This window comes from Hylemonella gracilis ATCC 19624 (assembly GCF_000211835.1).
GTDB classification, from domain to species: domain Bacteria; phylum Pseudomonadota; class Gammaproteobacteria; order Burkholderiales; family Burkholderiaceae_C; genus Hylemonella; species Hylemonella gracilis.
On record NZ_AEGR01000048.1, the window covers coordinates 1 to 15,657 of the forward strand.

Consider the following 15,657-nt stretch of genomic DNA (forward strand, 5'->3'; position numbering starts at 1 on the left):
GGGGGGGAGCCGCCGATGCCGGGCGGGAAGGGGAGGGCGAAGGCCAGGAATTGGCCCTGCGCGATTACTACGTCGCCCACAGCCCGGGCGCGGGGTTGCTGTGGGTCTACCGGCGCCGCAGCGCGGGCGAGCCCGCGTGGTTTCTGCAAGGCGTGTATGGATAGCAGCGGCGCTCGCAGTCCCATGCCCAGGGTCATCCCCCTGCGCACACCCGTGGGCCGACCCATGGCAACGGCGGCCCGCGCGGTCTTGCCGGCCTACGCCGAGCTGCATTGCCTGAGCAATTTCAGCTTCCAGCGCGGCGCATCGAGCGCGGAGGAGCTGGTGGCGCGCGCGCATGCGCTCGGTTACAGCGCGCTGGCGATCACGGACGAGTGCAGCATGGCTGGCGTGGTGCGCGCGCACGTCGAGGCCCAAAAGCTGGGACTGAGCCTGCTGATCGGCACGGAGTTGCGCGTCAACGTCGATGACCAGACCCACTTCACCCTGGTGCTGCTGGCGCGCAGCCGCGTGGGTTATGGGCAGTTGTGTGAGCTGATCACCCAGGCGCGCGGCCACACCGTGACGGCGCGCGAACGCGAGCGCGGCCTGCGCTACCAGCAGCGCATGGACGGCTGGCCCCTGGAGCTGGACCGCCATGAGCTGCTGGCCCTGCTGGTGCCCCAGCGCGACGGCTTGCAGCCCGAGGCGCCGGGCTTCGCGGCGCGGCTGGACGCGCAGTTGCAGTGGCTGCGCGCGCGCTTCGCGCCCCATGGCTGGCTGGCGGTCGAACTGCTGCACGGTCTGGACGATGAGCGCTGGCTGCGCGAGCTGCAGGCCGCGGGGGCGCGTTGCGGCGTGCCCCTGGTGGCGGCGGGCGGGGTGCACATGCACGTGCGCTCGCGCAAGCCGCTGCAGGACGTGATGACCGCCATCCGCCTGGGCCGACCCGTGGCCGAGTGCGGCTTTGAACTGCAGCCCAATGCCGAGGCCCACCTGCGCTCGCGCCAGCGATTGGCCGCGCTCTACCCGGCGGCGCTGCTGGCCGAGACGGTGCGTCTGGCCGGGCTCTGCCACTTCAGCCTGGACGAGCTGAAGTACGAATATCCCGAGGAAGTGGTGCCCGCCGGTGAGACACCGGCCTCTTACTTGCGCCGCGCCACGCTGGAAGGCGCGCAGACACGCTACCCGCAAGGTGTGCCAACGGCGGTGCGGCGGCAGATCGAGCACGAGCTGGCGCTGATCAGCGAGCTGCGCTACGAGAAATACTTCCTCACGGTCTACGACATCGTGCGCCATGCGCGCGATGAGAAGATCCTTTGCCAGGGTCGGGGCTCGGCGGCCAATTCCGTCGTCTGCTACTGCCTGGGCGTGACCGAGGTGGACCCGGCGCGCACCAGCGTGCTGTTCGAGCGTTTCATCAGCAAGGAGCGCAACGAGCCGCCCGACATCGACGTGGATTTCGAGCACCAGCGGCGCGAGGAGGTCATCCAGTACCTCTACACCAAGTACGGCCGCGGCCGCGCCGCGCTGACGGCCGCCGTGCACACCTACCACGCGCGCGGGGCGATCCGCGACGTGGGCAAGGCCCTGGGCCTGGACGAGGACCTGATCGACGCACTGGCCAAGGCCCACCAGTGGTGGGACGGGCGTGAGGTGAACCGCGAGCGCCTGAGCGCGTTGGGCGTGGAGGTGGACAGCCGCCCGATCCGCCTGCTGCTTGAGCTCACGCGGCCCCTGCTTGGGTTTCCACGCCACCTGTCGCAGCACAGCGGCGGTTTCGTGCTCACGGGCGACAAGCTCACGCGCACCGTGCCCGTGGTGCCCGCCGCCATGGAGGGGCGCACCACCATCGAGTGGGACAAGGACGACATCGACGCGCTGGGTCTGCTCAAGGTGGACGTGCTGGCCCTGGGCATGCTCAGCGCCATCCGCCGCACCTTGGACTTCGTGAGCCAGTGGCGTGGCCGACCGTTCCGTTTGCAGGACATCCCGCCCGAGGACCCGCAGACCTACGAGATGATCTGCCGCGCCGACGTGGTGGGCGTGTTCCAGATCGAGAGCCGCGCGCAGATGAGCATGCTGCCGCGCCTGCGGCCGCGCTGCTTCTACGACCTGGTGATCGAGGTCGCCATCGTGCGTCCCGGCCCTATCCAGGGCGGCATGGTCCATCCCTTCCTGGAGCAGCGCGAGCGCCAGCGGCGTGGTGAGCCCCTGGCCTTGCCCAATGAAGCCCTGCGCCCGGCGCTGGCGCGCACCCTGGGCGTGCCCATCTTTCAGGAACAGGTGATGCAGATCGCCATCATCGCCGCGGGCTTCACCCCCGGCGAGGCCGACCAGCTGCGCCGCGCCATGGCCGCCTGGCGGCGCAAGGGCGGCGTGGACAAGTTCCAGCAGCGCCTGATCGAGGGCATGACGGCGCGGGGTTACGAGCGCGAATTCGCCGAGGCCATCTTCCGGCAGATCGAGGGCTTTGGTGAATACGGCTTCCCGGAGAGCCACGCGGCCAGCTTCGCGCTGCTGGTCTACAGCAGCGCGTGGCTCAAGCGTCACGAGCCCGCGGCCTTCCTGGCCGGGCTGCTCAATTCCCTGCCCATGGGCTTCTACGGCCCCTCGCAATTGGTGCAGGACGCGCAGCGCCATTGCGTGACGGTGCGGCCCGTGGACGTGCTGCACAGCGAGTGGGACTGCACGCTGGAGCGAGAGGAGGGGTACGAAGGGGACGAAGGGGAACATCGACCCGCCACGCGAGCGGCCGTCCGGTTGGGCTTGCGCCTGGTGGCGGGGCTCAAGCAAGAACGCGCCCATCGCATCGTCGCGGCCCGCGCTCAGGGGCCGTTGCTCAACACCGAAGACCTCGCCCTGCGCGCCGGGCTCGATGCGCTGGACCTGAATGCCCTGGCCAGCGCCGACGCGCTCATGGGCCTGTCGGGTCACCGACGCCAGCAGGTCTGGGATGCCTCGGCCTTGCACGCAGCCCCCGCCTTGCTGCGCGGTGCGCCCGTGCACGAACCGACACTGGCGCTGCCCGCCGCGCCCGAGGGGGAGGAGATCGTCTTCGATTACGCCGCCCTGGGCCTGACCCTGCGTCGCCACCCCTTGGCCTTGCTGCGCCCGCGTCTGTCGCGCCTGGGCGTGCAGACCGCGCAGGACTTGCTGGCCTGGCCGGACGGGCGGCCCGCCCGGGCCTGCGGCCTGGTCTTGGCCCGCCAGCAGCCGGGCACGGCCAAGGGCGTGGTCTTTGTCACCTTGGAAGATGAAACCGGTTCGGTGCAAGTCATCGTGTGGAAGGCTTTGCGTGACCAGCAGCGCGACGTCTTGCTGTCCGCACGGCTGATGGTCGTGCAAGGCACCTGGCAGCGCCAGGGCGCGGTGTGCCACTTGATCGCGAAGCATCTGGAAGACCAGACCCCTTGGCTGGGGCGCCTGGCCACGCAGAGCCGGGATTTCCATTGAGTGGGCCCGCCTCGGCGGAGCAGGGCATGCGAGGCGTGGTGCACGCCCCCATCCTGACCCATGCCTGACTCTAAGCCCGCCCCATGCAGGGTGCCCCGACCCGGATTGGGGGCCAGGGCTTCAAGGCGGGGTCGCGCTCAGCATGCGCCGCTGAGCGGCGCGCTGACCGAGGGCGAGGGCGTCGTCCACGCTCAGACGGCCCGTGAGCACGTCCGCGATGCGTTGGCCGACCTCGTCGCCGATCGCCGCGAATTCCGGGATGGTGACGAACTGCACACCGAGGTAGGGGCTGGGCAGCAACGTGGCGTTGCGCGGATCGGCCCCGCGGATCGCCGCGAGCTCCTGGCTGGCCCAGGGCGCGGCCCGCTGGAAGCGCGGGTTGGCATAGGTGGAAATGCGGGTGCCCGCAGGCACCAAGCCCCAGCCACGCAGCGCCGCCACCCGCTCGATGTAGGCGCGCGACGTGGCCCAGGCCACGAAGGTCTGCGCCGCTTCCGTGTGCGCCGCGTCGATGTCCGAGGGAATGGCCAGGGCCCAGGCCCAGAGCCAGCGCGCGCCCTTGGGGGTGGTGCCGATGGGGGCCGGCGCGAAGCCAACCTGCTGCGCATGCGGGTTCTGCTCGGGATCGGCCAGAAAGCCTGCTGCCACGGTGGCATCGACCCAGATCGCGCACTGTCCGGCCAGGAACAGTGCCAGGTTCTCGTTGTAGCCGCGTTGCACCGCGTCTGACGGGCCATGGCGGCGCAGCAGGTCGACGTAGAGGCTGACCGCGTCGTGCCAGGCCCGGCTCTGCAACTGCGGCCGCCATTGCATGTCGAACCACTGAGCCCCATGCGTGTTGGCGATGGTGGTGAGCAGGGACATGTTCTCGCCCCAGCCCGCCTTGGCACGCAGGCAGATGCCATGCACCTTGTCCTGCGGGGCATGCAGCCGGGCCGCGAAAGCGGCGATGTCCGACCAAGTTGGTTGCGCGGGCATGGTCAGTCCGGCACGGGCGAAGAGGTCCTTGCGATAAAACAGCATGGAGCTTTCGCCATAAATCGGCGCTCCGTACAGCCGGCCTTGGTGTGAGAGTCCTTCCCGGATGTTGGGCAGCAGATCCTGGGTGTCCAGTTCCGGCGTGGCACGGATGGGCGTCAACCAGCCCTGGCGTGCCCAGATCGGCACTTCGTACATGCCCACCGTCACGACGTCGAACTGTCGCCCCTGGGTCGCGATGTTGCTGCTGACCGCCTTGCGCAACTGGGCTTCGCTCAAGGTGACCCAGCGGATCTGGATGTCTGGATGGGCGCGCTCGAATTCAGGGCTCAGCGCAGCCATCTGCAGCATGTGCCCGTTGTTGACCGTCGCGACCACCACGGTGATGGCGCCCCCTGCCAGCGGCGCCATCACGCCGAAGAGCAGCGCACCCAGACGCGCCCAGACGGCGGCGGCGGGCCGGATCATGCGCGTCTTTCCACTGCCTGTTCCTGGCCTCTGCCGCCTTGCGCCAACAGGCTGGCTTCAAAAGCCTCCACGGCTTGCGGTCGTCCGAACAGATAACCCTGAAACGCCTGGCAACCTTGTTCCACCAGGAAGTGGTGCTGTGCCTCGGTTTCCACGCCCTCGGCGATGACGTCAAGCCCCAGGCCCCGGCCCATGGCGATGATGGTTTGCGCCACCATGGCGTCGCGATGGCTGGCTGGCAGGTCGTCGATGAAGGACTTGTCGATCTTGAGCTGGGTCAGCGGCAGCTTGGTCAGGTAATTGAGCGAGGAGTTGCCGGTGCCGAAATCGTCCAGCGAGATCATGAAGCCGCAGGTGCGCAGGGCCTGCAGCTTGCTCATGGAGACATCGAACTCGTCGATGGCGGTGCTCTCCGTCACCTCGAGCTTGAGCTTGTCGGCCGGGATGCCCGCGCGCCGAATTTTCGAGACGACGTCGTCCACGAAGGTCGGCGATTTGAACTGACGCGGGCTGATGTTGACCGCCATGGTCAGATGGTGCGTCTCGGGACGATCAGCCCACCGGGCCAGTTGGTGGCAAGCCGTGGACAGCGCCCATTGCCCGATCGGTTCGATCAGTCCGGTCTCTTCGGCCAAGGGAATGAAATCCGAAGGAGGCACCAGCCCGCGGCGCGGATGGGCCCAGCGCACCAGGGCTTCCGCGCCCAGAGGCTGACCCTGCGCATCCACCTGCAGCTGGTAGTGGAGCACCAACTGCTCGCGCTCGATGGCTTCGCGCAACTCATGCTCGAGGTCGCGGCGGCGATTGATCTCGGTCTGCATCGCCTCCTCGAAGAAGCGCACGGTGTTGCGTCCTTCCTTCTTGCACTTGTACATCGCCAGCTCGGCTTGGCGCAGCAGGGTGCCTGGATCGGAGCGCGGGCCAGACGACAGGGTGATGCCCACCGAAGCGGTACAGACGAGGCGATGTCCGTCCAGCATCACCGGGGCTTCGATGGTGCGCCGTACGGACTCGGCGAGCGCTTGGGCGCGTTGGGCTGTTTCCTGCCGGTCCGGGCCCAGGTGCTGCGCGACGATCACGAAGCTGTCGCCGCTGAAGCGCCCGACGGTGTCTCCCTCGCGTGCGATCAGGCTGATGCGCCGCGCCATTTCGATCAGCAGCTGATCGCCAATCACATGGCCGAGGGAGTCGTTGACTTTCTGGAACAGGTCCAGGTCGATCATCATCACGGCGTCGGCGGTGGGTGATTCGAGGTCTTGATCCAGCAGGTGGCTCCTCATGCGATCCTCGATTTGCAGCCGGTTGGGCAGGTTCGTCAAGGGATCGAACAACCTCAGCCGCTCGGCCAGCGCCCGCGCGTCGCGTTCCGCGGTGATGTCCTGGAGGTTGCCGATGTACCGCAGGGTCCGGCCCCCTGCGTCGGTCACTTCCGTGATGGTCAGGCGCGCCGTGTAGAGGTGGCCCTGTCGATGGCGGTTCACCACTTCGCCATGCCAGTGACCCTCCCGCTTGAGCGCGGTCCACAGCGCCTGATAGAAGGCCGGTTCGTGCAATCCGGATTGGAGCAGCTTGGGTGTCTTGCCAATCGCTTCCTCGGGTGTGTACCCACTGATCCGGGTGAACGCGGAGTTCACGCGTTCGATGACGCCGTTGGCGTCCGCAATCATCATGCCGTCGTGACTTTCAAAGGCCACGGAGGCGATCCGCAATTCACGCTCCGCGCGCCGCCGCTCGGTGATGTCGCGCCCAATGGTCAGAATGCCCGCGGGCGCGGCTTGGGCATCGTGCACCAGCACCTTGACCATCTCAAGGTTGCGCGTGCTCCCGTCCTGGGCTTTGAAGGTGGTTTCGTACTGCAGTGGCTTGCCGCCGTGCAGAACCTCCTGGTCATGACCGCGGATGAAGTGCACGAAGTCGGGGTCGTCGAGCAACTGCTCGTCGGTCTTGCCCAGCAGCTCCTCGCGCCCGAGCTTGAGCAGTTCAAGCGCGCCAGCGTTGCAGTCCAGGTAGACCCCTTGCGGGCTCTTGAGCATCATGGCGTCCGGGCTGCTTTCGATGATGGCGCGCAACAGCGCCCGTTCCACGCGCAGTTGCTGCGCCGCCGCCTCCAACTGTTGGTGCTTGTACCGGATTTCCGCCGTCCTGTGCTTGACCGAACGCCGCAGCAGGCGAATCCACAGACCACCCGCCGCACCCAAGCCCAGCACCAGCAGCACGGCCATCATGGCGATGCGCAAATAGGGGCGGTACTGGAAGGGCTGACTGAACCATTTGTCGCGCAGCAGAGCGCGCTCTTCGGGGCTGATCAGGCGCATGCCCCGCTCGACCCGCTCGAAGGTCGCGACGTCGCCCCGGTTGACGGCCCAGTGGAACTGTCCCTCGTAGAGCTGGAACGCTCGGCCAAAATTCAGCTGCTCTCGATGCAGGTAGAGATAGTAGTTGGCGGGCTCATCGTCCATGCAGAACATCTTGATTTGCCCGGCCTTCGCCGCTGCCAGGATGCTCTGGTAATTCGGGTACGCGGCCAGGTCAGACACCCCTCGGCTCGCCAGCGCGTCCACGCAAGCGTCGCCGCGTTGCACCCCGATCGTGAACCCACCGAGTGAGGCCGCGTCATGGATGCCCTGGATGGAGCTGTCCACGTAGATGCTGACGGGCAGCGTGGCATAGGGCTGGGAGAAGTCGTAGAGCTGCTCGCGCACTGGCGTGCGGAACATAATGTCGATCACATCGGCTTCGCGGTCGCGGATGGCCCGCTGTGCCTGCGACCACTCAATGGCCCGCAGGTCCACGCGGATCCCGGTCTTGCTCTCCCACAATCGCCACAGATCGACGATGTAGCCCTCGGCCTGACCGTCGGCGCGCAAGACGACATAGGGCGGGTAGTTGTTGTCGGTGACGACGCGAAGGACAGGCTCCGCATGCGACACCGTGGACACGCTGATGGTCAGCAACACCCACGCCCATCGCCGTGTCGGCAAAGGCCTTGCGCATGCAGTCACGATGCCCCCTACGCTGGAAGATGTGAAGCCACTCCGCGGGACCAGAGCGCCAGCCAGCCGGCCGCAGTTGGATCGCGCTGGCGTGCTGGGACCCTATCAAATCACAGCGCTCAATCGCAAGGCCCCGCCGTACGTCAAACAAAACATGCATTCCTGCCCAAAAGCGGAACTTTTTGGCGGAATACAGCAATTGCCGCGATCCATGGGCCTGGGGCATGTATGCCCTGTCAGCGCCACAGACAAGCACAAGACTTGCTTGGCCAATGAGCTGAGGCGCAAAAGTGCCGCTTTGGAACAGATGTTTCTGGATGTGTCGATAACTCGAGAATAGTCGGGAATACCCGGTCCACATAGTCCGCTCACCGAGTTCTTGTCCTGACGAAGGTAGGGGAGAATGAGGGTTGGCATGACTGAAAAAACTGAATTCGGCTAGGGAAAAGAATGCGCGTCACGTTCCTCTCCTCCATGGTCCCCAGACTGCGCCGTGCGCGTCATCGGGAACTGCTGCATCTGGTCGGATTTGTCCTGGCCTTGGCGCTGCTGTTTGGCTTGTGGCCGACGCTGGATTTGACGGTCAGTGGCTGGTTCTACGCGGGGGAAGGCCATTTCCCGGCCAAGCAATGGGCTTGGGTGCGGGCGATCTATGACTACCCAAAAGTGGGGCAGTGGATCGTCGTGGCTGCCTTGCTGGTGTTCCTTTTGGGGCGCTTCTTACCGGGGCGCTGGCGCGTCACACGCGCTTGGCGGCGGCGTTGTCTCGCACTGCTGCTGGCGGCCGCACTGGGGGTTGGATGGCTGGTGCATGACGTCGTGAAGGAAATCACGAACCGTCCGCGTCCGAATCAGACGCAGGTTTTCGGTGGCGAGTACGCCTTCGTGCCGATGCTGGGCCACGGTGCGCAATGCGTGGACTGCGTTTCCTTTGTCAGCGGTCATGCGGCCGGCGGCTTTGTCTACATGGCCTGGGGCATGTGGGGAGCGCCCGCGACGCGTCGTCGCTGGCGTGGCATTGCTTGGCTCGCGGGCGGTGTGCTGGGTGGCGCTCGCATCCTGCAAGGTGGACATTTCCTGAGCGATGTGCTGTTCTCGGCCGTTGTGATCTGGCTGTGCTGTTGGCTGATGCGCGAACTTTGGCTTCGCCTCGCATGCTGGCGGCGGTCACGCAAGGCGAAATCTGAAGAAACCAGTGCAGTGGTTTTGCCCGGCGTCTGCAACCAGGCTCACACGCCCAGTTTGTCGCGCAGGCTGTAATACCACGCCCCCAAGGCCGTGAGCGGCACCCGGATCAGCCGCCCGCCGGGAAAAGGGTAGTGCGGCAAGGCCCCGAAAGCATCAAAGCGTTCGGCCTGCCCGCGCAGGGCCTCGGCCAGCACCTTGCCTGCGACGTGCGTGAAGGTCACGCCGTGGCCACTGCAGCCTTGGGAGTAATAGATGTGGTCGCCCAGCCTACCCATTTGCGGTAGCCGCGAGAGCGTCAGCAGGAAATTCCCCGTCCAGGCGTAGTCAATCTTCACGCCCCGCAATTGCGGGAAGGTCTGGAGCATTTTGGGCCGGATGATGGCCTCGATGTCGGCCGGATCCCGCGCGCCGTACACCACCCCACCGCCATACAGCAGACGGCGTCCACGCCCCTGGTCATCGGCCGTGAGGCGGAAGTAGTCCAGCAGGTAGTTGCAGTCCTCCACGCAGTAGTCCTGCGGCAGCAGGCTGCGCGCCAGATCTTCGGGCAGGGGTTCGGTGGCGATGACCTGGGTGCCGCAGGGCATGGACTTCGCGGCCAGCTCGGGCAGCAGGCCACCCAGGTAGGCATTGCCGGCCACAACCACGAAGCGGGCGCGCACCTGGCCTTGCGGTGTGTGCACGATGGGTGGCGTCTGCGTCGAGCCCCGATCGATGCGCAGAACCGGGCTGTGTTCGTGAATCACGCCACCCAGCGACACGATGGCTGCTGCCTCGCCGAGGGCGAGATTGAGCGGGTGGATATGCCCGCCACCGTGGTCCACCGCACCGCCAACGTAGCGTTCGGTGGCGACCACACCGCGGATGGCCGCAGCGTCGAGCAGTTCCAGTTGGGTATAACCGTGGCGCGCCCAGAGCTTTTGCTGGGCTTCCAAGTGGCGCAGCTGCTTGGCCGTGAAGGCCGCGAACACGCCGCCCTCCTTCAGATCGCACTGTATGCCGTACTTGCTCACCCGTTCGCGGATGATGCGTCCGCCTTCGAAGGCCATGGCGGCCAACAGGCGAGCGGGCTCAGCGCCGACTTGACGCTCGATGGCATCGATGTCACGGCTGTAGCTGTTGACGATCTGACCGCCGTTGCGCCCGGAGGCGCCGAAGCCCACTTGGGCGGCTTCGAGCACCGTGACCTTGAAGCCGTGTTCCAGCAAGTGCAGCGCGGTGGACAGGCCCGTGTAGCCCGCGCCGATGACGCAAACATCGGTGTCCACCTCCCCAACCAGCGCCGGGTACGCCACCTGGGGATGGCGTGATGCGGCGTAGTAGCTGCGGGGGTGAGTGGTGCTCATGGAAGGACGCGGCCCTGAGGCTTCGACCAGCCCTTCGGGCGTTAACTTCGCAGTGCGAAGTTAACCTGATCCGAAGAGCCGGTGAAACCGCGTGCCGTGCACGCGGCGGGCTTACAGCCCAGCAGCTGCACGCAGCGCAGCGGCCTTATCGGTTCTTTCCCAGGTGAACTCGGGCTCTTCGCGGCCGAAGTGGCCGTAGGCGGCCGTCTTCTGGTAAATCGGGCGCAGCAAGTCCAGCATTTGAATGATGCCCTTGGGACGCAAGTCGAAGTGCTTATTCACCAATTCGGCAATTTTTTCGTCGGAAATCTTGCCGGTACCTTCGGTGTAGACCGTCACGTTCATGGGCTTGGCCACGCCGATCGCATAGGCCACCTGCACCTGGCATTGCTTGGCCAGGCCTGCAGCGACCACGTTCTTGGCCACGTAGCGCGCCGCGTAGGCGGCGGAACGGTCCACCTTGGACGGGTCCTTGCCACTGAACGCGCCGCCGCCGTGCGGGCAGGCGCCGCCGTAGGTGTCGACGATGATCTTGCGGCCCGTCAGGCCGCAGTCACCTTGCGGGCCACCAATGACAAAACGGCCGGTCGGATTGACCAGGTAGCGCGTGTCTTTCAGCCACTCCTTGGGCAGCACGGGCTTGATGATTTCTTCGATCACGGCCTCGTAAAAGCTGGCTTTGAGCTTGGTCGCCGTGTCACTCTGATCCGGGCTGTGCTGGGTGGAGAGCACCACGGTGTCGATGCTGTGCGGCTTGCCGTCCACGTAGCGCATCGTCACCTGGCTCTTGGCGTCCGGGCGCAGGAAGGGCAGCTTGCCGCTCTTGCGCAGTTGGGCCTGGCGCTCGACCAAGCGGTGAGCGTAATAGATGGGCGCGGGCATCAGCTCGGGCGTTTCGTCGCAGGCGTAGCCGAACATCAGGCCTTGGTCGCCGGCACCGGTGTTCAGGTGGTCGTCGCTGGCATGATCCACGCCCTGGGCAATGTCGTTCGACTGCTTGTCGTAGGCCACCAGCACGGCACAGCCCTTGTAGTCGATGCCGTACTCTGTGTTGTCGTAGCCGATGCGCTTGATGGTGTCGCGCGCGGTCTGGATGTAGTCGACATTGGCGTTGGTGGTGATTTCACCCGCCAGCACCACGAGACCGGTGTTGGTCAAGGTCTCAGCGGCAACCCGGCTCTTGGGATCCTGCGCGAATATCGCATCCAGGATTGCGTCCGAGATTTGGTCGGCCACCTTGTCGGGATGGCCTTCGGAAACGGATTCAGAAGTAAAGAGGTAGTCGTTCGCCATTGAATAAACTCCGGTATTTGCTGCCACGTCGGCCTGGAGCTCAGGGCGAACGCTTTAGCAGAATTGTTTTATGTCGCCCTGCAAGTTGCTCATTTAACTCAGCGACGCGGCCATTCTAGCCTGGAAAATTCTTCTCTCACCTCATGATTCTGCTGTTTCGCTTCTTGTCCAGGTGGCCTTTGTTGGTGCTGCACGGTTTGGGCTGGCTTCTGGGTTGGCTGGTGTTTTGTGCGTCTCCCACTTACAGGCGCCGATTCATCGCCAACATCAGGCAGGCGGGGTTGAATTGGCGACAAGGCCTCGCAGCCATAGGCCAGACCGGCTGCATGGTGATGGAAACACCGCGGTTATGGTTTGGGCGGCCGGTGCGGGTGCAATGGGCTGAGGGGGCGGAACGGTTGGTGCAGCAAGCATTGGATGCAGGCAAGGGCATTCTGATACTGACCCCCCATCTGGGCTGCTTTGAGATGATTCCCCAGGAATACGCCAAGAGATTCGGTGCAGTGCAGCCGATCACCGTGCTGTACCGTCCCTCGCGGCAGCCCTATCTGCGTGAGGTCGTGGCAACGGCCCGCCAGCGTGAGCATTTGTTGACCGCTCCAACCACGCTGGCCGGCGTCAAGCAGATGCTGAAGGCTCTGCGCGCCGGTCAGTGCGTTGGCCTATTGCCGGATCAGGTGCCGCCCGCAGGGCTCGGCGTGTGGGCCCCGTTCTTTGGGCGGGAGGCCTACACCATGACCCTCTCGGCCCGTTTGGCGCAGCAAACCGGGGCATCGATTGTGCTGGTGCGCGGCGAGCGTCTGAGTTGGGGGCGTGGATATCGGTTTCATGCCCTGCCCATGCGCCAACAACTACCTGATGAACTCGTGGCGGCGGCTGCCATGATCAACCAAGCCATGGAGCAGCTGATACTCAGCAGTCCTGGCCAGTATTTATGGGGGTACTCACGTTACAAGCAACCGCGCAAGGAGTCTGTCTGATGTTGGCCAAGTTTGGGATTGGGTGCTTGCGTCTTCTGGCTCTCTTGCCGTTGAGTTGCGTGCGCGGTTTGGGTTCTGTCTTGGGGCTTTTGCTCTACGTGTTCGTGGGTTCGCGTCGGCGCATCGTGATGACTAACCTCGCTTTGTGCTTTCCAGACCAACCGCTGGCTCAAAGACGGCGCTGGGCCCGGGCCTGCTGCGTCTATTTCGCGCAAACCCTGTTGGATCGTGCCTGGCTTTGGCATGGCAAGCCGGATGTCGTGAGTCGACGCCTGCGATTGACGGGGGCGGTGCATGATCTGCATGGAGACGCGCCGACGGTGATTTTCGCGCCGCATTTTTTTGGTCTTGACGCCGCAGGCGCGGCGGTGAGTCAGCAGATCCATCGGCCCATCGCCAGCATCTACATGCCGCAACGCAACAAGGTGGCGGATGACTGGTTGCGCAAGGGGCGGATGCGTTTTGGCGATGTACGACTTTTTGAGCGCAAGGATGGTAGCCTCAGGTCGATCGTTGCCACGCTGCGTGCTGGCGGCTTGCTGTATTTGTTGCCAGACATGAACTACGGGCGCAAGGACTCCCTCTTTGTGCCCTTCTTCGGCGTGAACGCCGCGACTGTGCCCTCATTGCCACGCTTTGCCCGCCTGGGCAAGGCCAAGGTGGTCCCGGTGACCGCCCGTTTGACCGAGTCAGGCTACGACATCGAAGTGCACCCTGCTTGGGTGAACTATCCGACGGAAGACGAAGCGGCGGATACGGACTACATGAATCGCTGGCTGGAGGGTGTCATCGCCACGATGCCTGCGCAGTACTACTGGGTGCACAAACGCTTCAAGACTCGGCCCAAGGGCGACAAGAAGAAGCTGTACTGACCGGCATCGCAGGAGGGTCAGCGCCGTGGAGCGGGCCGCAGCGATTGCAGGCGTGCTTTGATGCGCGTGTAATGTGTTTCGTCTGCCTTCACCTGGCGATTGCCAGGAATGAGGTAGTCGTCTTTCAGATAGGTCAGGAAATTCCGACGCAACTGTTCATCGGGTGTGAACTGTTCCAACTGGGTCAATGCTTTTTCCAATTGGGGGCCGCTGCGAGCCGAGAGCGTCAGACCGGGAAGGTCGTAAAACGCCTGTCCGATGACAATCACTTTCTTGCTGTACAGCATGGCCTCAATCCCGACCGTGGAACTGATGGTGATGACTGCTTCGGCATTCTCGATCAATGTTTGTGTCGGGTACTCATTGGCGAAAAACCCCCGGTCTGCCGGCAGCAGCGCATGCAGATCACCGTAGGTCTTGTGGCTGGAGGGGTGTTCCTTGAACACGAACTGGTATTGCGGAAATTTGTCTGACAGAGCCCGAAGCTCCTCAAACAAATGGCGCATGTTCTGTATCCAGGGGGAGAACAGAATGATTTTCGAATCCGTGTCGATTTGAAATGGGATGAAGATGTAACGTTTCGGCAACTCGCGCCCAGAGGATTGCCTGGCGGACTTGACCCGGCGCGCCACCAACTGGGCCGCTTCGGGTGCAGGTGCCGGGGGCAAGTTGCGGAAGAACGCAGGATCACGAGGGACGGAGTTTCTCTCGTGGATTCCTCGGCCATCGCAAACCGTCGTGTTGGGCAAAAATCCATGTTCCATGAAGGCACAGGGAATGTTGTCCCTTCGCGCGGCCTCCGCAAAAATGTAGCGACGTGGCTTCAAGCCGTTCCAGATCACGGCCAAGCTGGGGGAGAGCTTACGCATGGTTCTGCGGTCACAGGCGTAATGCCAGCGAAAAATCAGCCGCTGCATTGCCATCCAGATCCGGCCCGGCGATTTTCCATCGCGTTCCGCGCGATAGTCCTTGATGGCATAGGACATGCAATCAGCAATCAGCGTTTCGGGGGGCGACAGCAGATCCGAGATGGAGGGCCACTTCAAAGGTGACGGACGCATCACCACGAAAGCCTCGCCCATGAACTTACCCAGCTCGTTAAAATAAGTTCGCTGAGCGAGAGCTTTTGCGCAAAAAACAATCACGAGTTCATTCTCCGGTGTCGATTTCAAACCCGTGATCACGGGCCACAAAAAATCGTCGACAAATTATAAGGACGTCCATGAAGCTGGTCATGACACTGCTGGTCAAGAACGAGGAGGACACAGTAGAAACCAACATCCGTTTCCACGCGGATCAAGGTGTAGATGCATTCATCGTCATGGACAATGGCTCAACCGATACGACGCCGGACATACTGCGGACCGTGCAAAAGGAATACGAGCTGACTGTGGTCCACAACGCTTCGACGGCCTACAAGCAAAGCCAGTGGATGACCGGTATGGCCCGGCAAGCCCGGAAAGAGATGGGTGCTGACTTGGTCATCAGCAACGACGCTGATGAGTTCTGGAGCGCGCGTGACGGCAGCTCTCTGAAAACCAAGCTGAGTCTCCTAGACTCGGTGGTGACGGTTCGTCGCTATAACTTCATCTTGGATGAGACGCAGGGCGAGGATCGCGATGGTTATGTGCATTGCGCCAATCGCGTGATCAACCCGATTCTCTACACCTCGCAGGAGTATGAGGTTCAGAAGAAGTTGTCCATGCCCTTGCAGAGGATCGCCCCCAAGGTCATCGTCAACCCTGTGGGGCTGCTTCACATCAATGGCGGTAATCACCGCGCGAAGCACATGATGTTTTGGCGAAACCGCAAATCTGAAGACATCGTGGTGGACCACTATCCCATTCTGAGTTATAAAAATTTTGAGAAAAAGATTCAGAGTCGCCAAGTCATTCGTGCCCAGCATCCAGAGAGGCGACTCAATGTGCACTACAGGCGTTGGTTGGCCAGTCTGGATGCCGGCGAGTTGAAGCAGGAGTACCGACAGATGCTGGTCAACGAAAAAGAGCGGGATGTCTTGCAGCGCGTTGGTGTGATTGAGCGTGTTGAGCCGACGGCCTTGGCGCGCTGGCATGCTGCTCGTCAGGCTTGAGCCAAACTCGAC

General features: G+C 63.8%; 10 protein-coding genes. 5 read left to right on the forward strand and 5 right to left on the reverse strand.

Features of this window, described 5'->3' with window-relative positions:
- Window positions 1-183: 183 nt before the first annotated feature.
- Window positions 184-3,435, forward strand: coding sequence for an error-prone DNA polymerase (locus tag HGR_RS06025; protein WP_006297262.1), 3,252 nt, complete (start codon window positions 184-186; stop codon window positions 3,433-3,435).
- Between the two features lie 120 nt (window positions 3,436-3,555).
- Here the strand turns inward: HGR_RS06025 and HGR_RS06030 are convergent, their stop codons facing one another.
- The gene (locus tag HGR_RS06030; protein WP_006297263.1) at window positions 3,556-4,881 is read right to left on the reverse strand and encodes an ABC transporter substrate-binding protein; all 1,326 of its coding nucleotides are present in this window, start codon (window positions 4,879-4,881) and stop codon (window positions 3,556-3,558) included.
- Window positions 4,878-7,838, reverse strand: a complete 2,961-nt coding sequence (locus HGR_RS06035; RefSeq protein ID WP_006297264.1) for an EAL domain-containing protein — start codon at window positions 7,836-7,838, stop codon at window positions 4,878-4,880. Before HGR_RS06035 ends, HGR_RS06030 begins: the two co-directional genes overlap by 4 nt.
- Before the next feature lie 510 nt (window positions 7,839-8,348).
- On the opposite strand from HGR_RS06035, the gene HGR_RS06040 reads away from it, so the two are divergent.
- The gene (locus HGR_RS06040) at window positions 8,349-9,134 is read left to right on the forward strand and encodes a phosphatase PAP2 family protein (protein ID WP_169312677.1); all 786 of its coding nucleotides are present in this window, start codon (window positions 8,349-8,351) and stop codon (window positions 9,132-9,134) included.
- Here HGR_RS06040 and HGR_RS06045 read toward each other — a convergent pair.
- Together HGR_RS06045 and metK are read right to left on the reverse strand one after the other, a co-directional pair.
- Window positions 9,104-10,408, reverse strand: coding sequence for an NAD(P)/FAD-dependent oxidoreductase (locus tag HGR_RS06045; RefSeq protein ID WP_006297266.1), 1,305 nt, complete (start codon window positions 10,406-10,408; stop codon window positions 9,104-9,106). The genes HGR_RS06040 and HGR_RS06045 overlap by 31 nt on opposite strands.
- Before the next feature lie 111 nt (window positions 10,409-10,519).
- On the reverse strand, window positions 10,520-11,701 hold the full coding sequence (gene metK / locus HGR_RS06050) for a methionine adenosyltransferase (protein ID WP_006297267.1): 1,182 nt from the start codon (window positions 11,699-11,701) through the stop codon (window positions 10,520-10,522).
- Window positions 11,702-11,844: 143 nt separating this feature from the next.
- Here metK and HGR_RS06055 point away from each other — a divergent pair, with 143 nt between their 5' ends.
- Both HGR_RS06055 and HGR_RS06060 read left to right on the forward strand, forming a co-directional pair.
- Window positions 11,845-12,681 carry a lysophospholipid acyltransferase family protein gene (locus tag HGR_RS06055; protein WP_006297268.1) on the forward strand — a complete coding sequence of 279 codons (837 nt, stop codon included), beginning with the start codon at window positions 11,845-11,847 and terminating at the stop codon, window positions 12,679-12,681.
- Complete coding sequence (locus tag HGR_RS06060) at window positions 12,681-13,553, forward strand: lysophospholipid acyltransferase family protein (RefSeq protein WP_006297269.1); 873 nt, start codon at window positions 12,681-12,683, stop codon at window positions 13,551-13,553. Before HGR_RS06055 ends, HGR_RS06060 begins: the two co-directional genes overlap by 1 nt.
- Before the next feature lie 17 nt (window positions 13,554-13,570).
- Here HGR_RS06060 and HGR_RS06065 read toward each other — a convergent pair whose 3' ends face one another.
- Entirely contained in the window at window positions 13,571-14,737 is a 1,167-nt protein-coding gene (locus HGR_RS06065; RefSeq protein ID WP_138922416.1) for a capsular polysaccharide export protein, LipB/KpsS family, read from the reverse strand.
- Between the two features lie 38 nt (window positions 14,738-14,775).
- Here HGR_RS06065 and HGR_RS06070 point away from each other — a divergent pair, with 38 nt between their 5' ends.
- Window positions 14,776-15,645, forward strand: coding sequence for a glycosyltransferase family 2 protein (locus HGR_RS06070; RefSeq protein ID WP_006297271.1), 870 nt, complete (start codon window positions 14,776-14,778; stop codon window positions 15,643-15,645).
- Window positions 15,646-15,657 lie beyond the last annotated feature (12 nt).

Coding starts and splice junctions, on each gene's coding strand:
- HGR_RS06045 (WP_006297266.1), bottom strand. CDS start 10,408: ATGAGCACCACTCACCCCCGCAGCTACTACGCCGCATCACGCCATCCC.
- HGR_RS06030 (WP_006297263.1), bottom strand. CDS start 4,881: ATGATCCGGCCCGCCGCCGCCGTCTGGGCGCGTCTGGGTGCGCTGCTC.
- HGR_RS06070 (WP_006297271.1), top strand. CDS start 14,776: ATGAAGCTGGTCATGACACTGCTGGTCAAGAACGAGGAGGACACAGTA.
- HGR_RS06040 (WP_169312677.1), top strand. CDS start 8,349: ATGGTCCCCAGACTGCGCCGTGCGCGTCATCGGGAACTGCTGCATCTG.
- HGR_RS06055 (WP_006297268.1), top strand. CDS start 11,845: ATGATTCTGCTGTTTCGCTTCTTGTCCAGGTGGCCTTTGTTGGTGCTG.
- HGR_RS06060 (WP_006297269.1), top strand. CDS start 12,681: ATGTTGGCCAAGTTTGGGATTGGGTGCTTGCGTCTTCTGGCTCTCTTG.
- HGR_RS06025 (WP_006297262.1), top strand. CDS start 184: ATGCCCAGGGTCATCCCCCTGCGCACACCCGTGGGCCGACCCATGGCA.
- metK (WP_006297267.1), bottom strand. CDS start 11,701: ATGGCGAACGACTACCTCTTTACTTCTGAATCCGTTTCCGAAGGCCAT.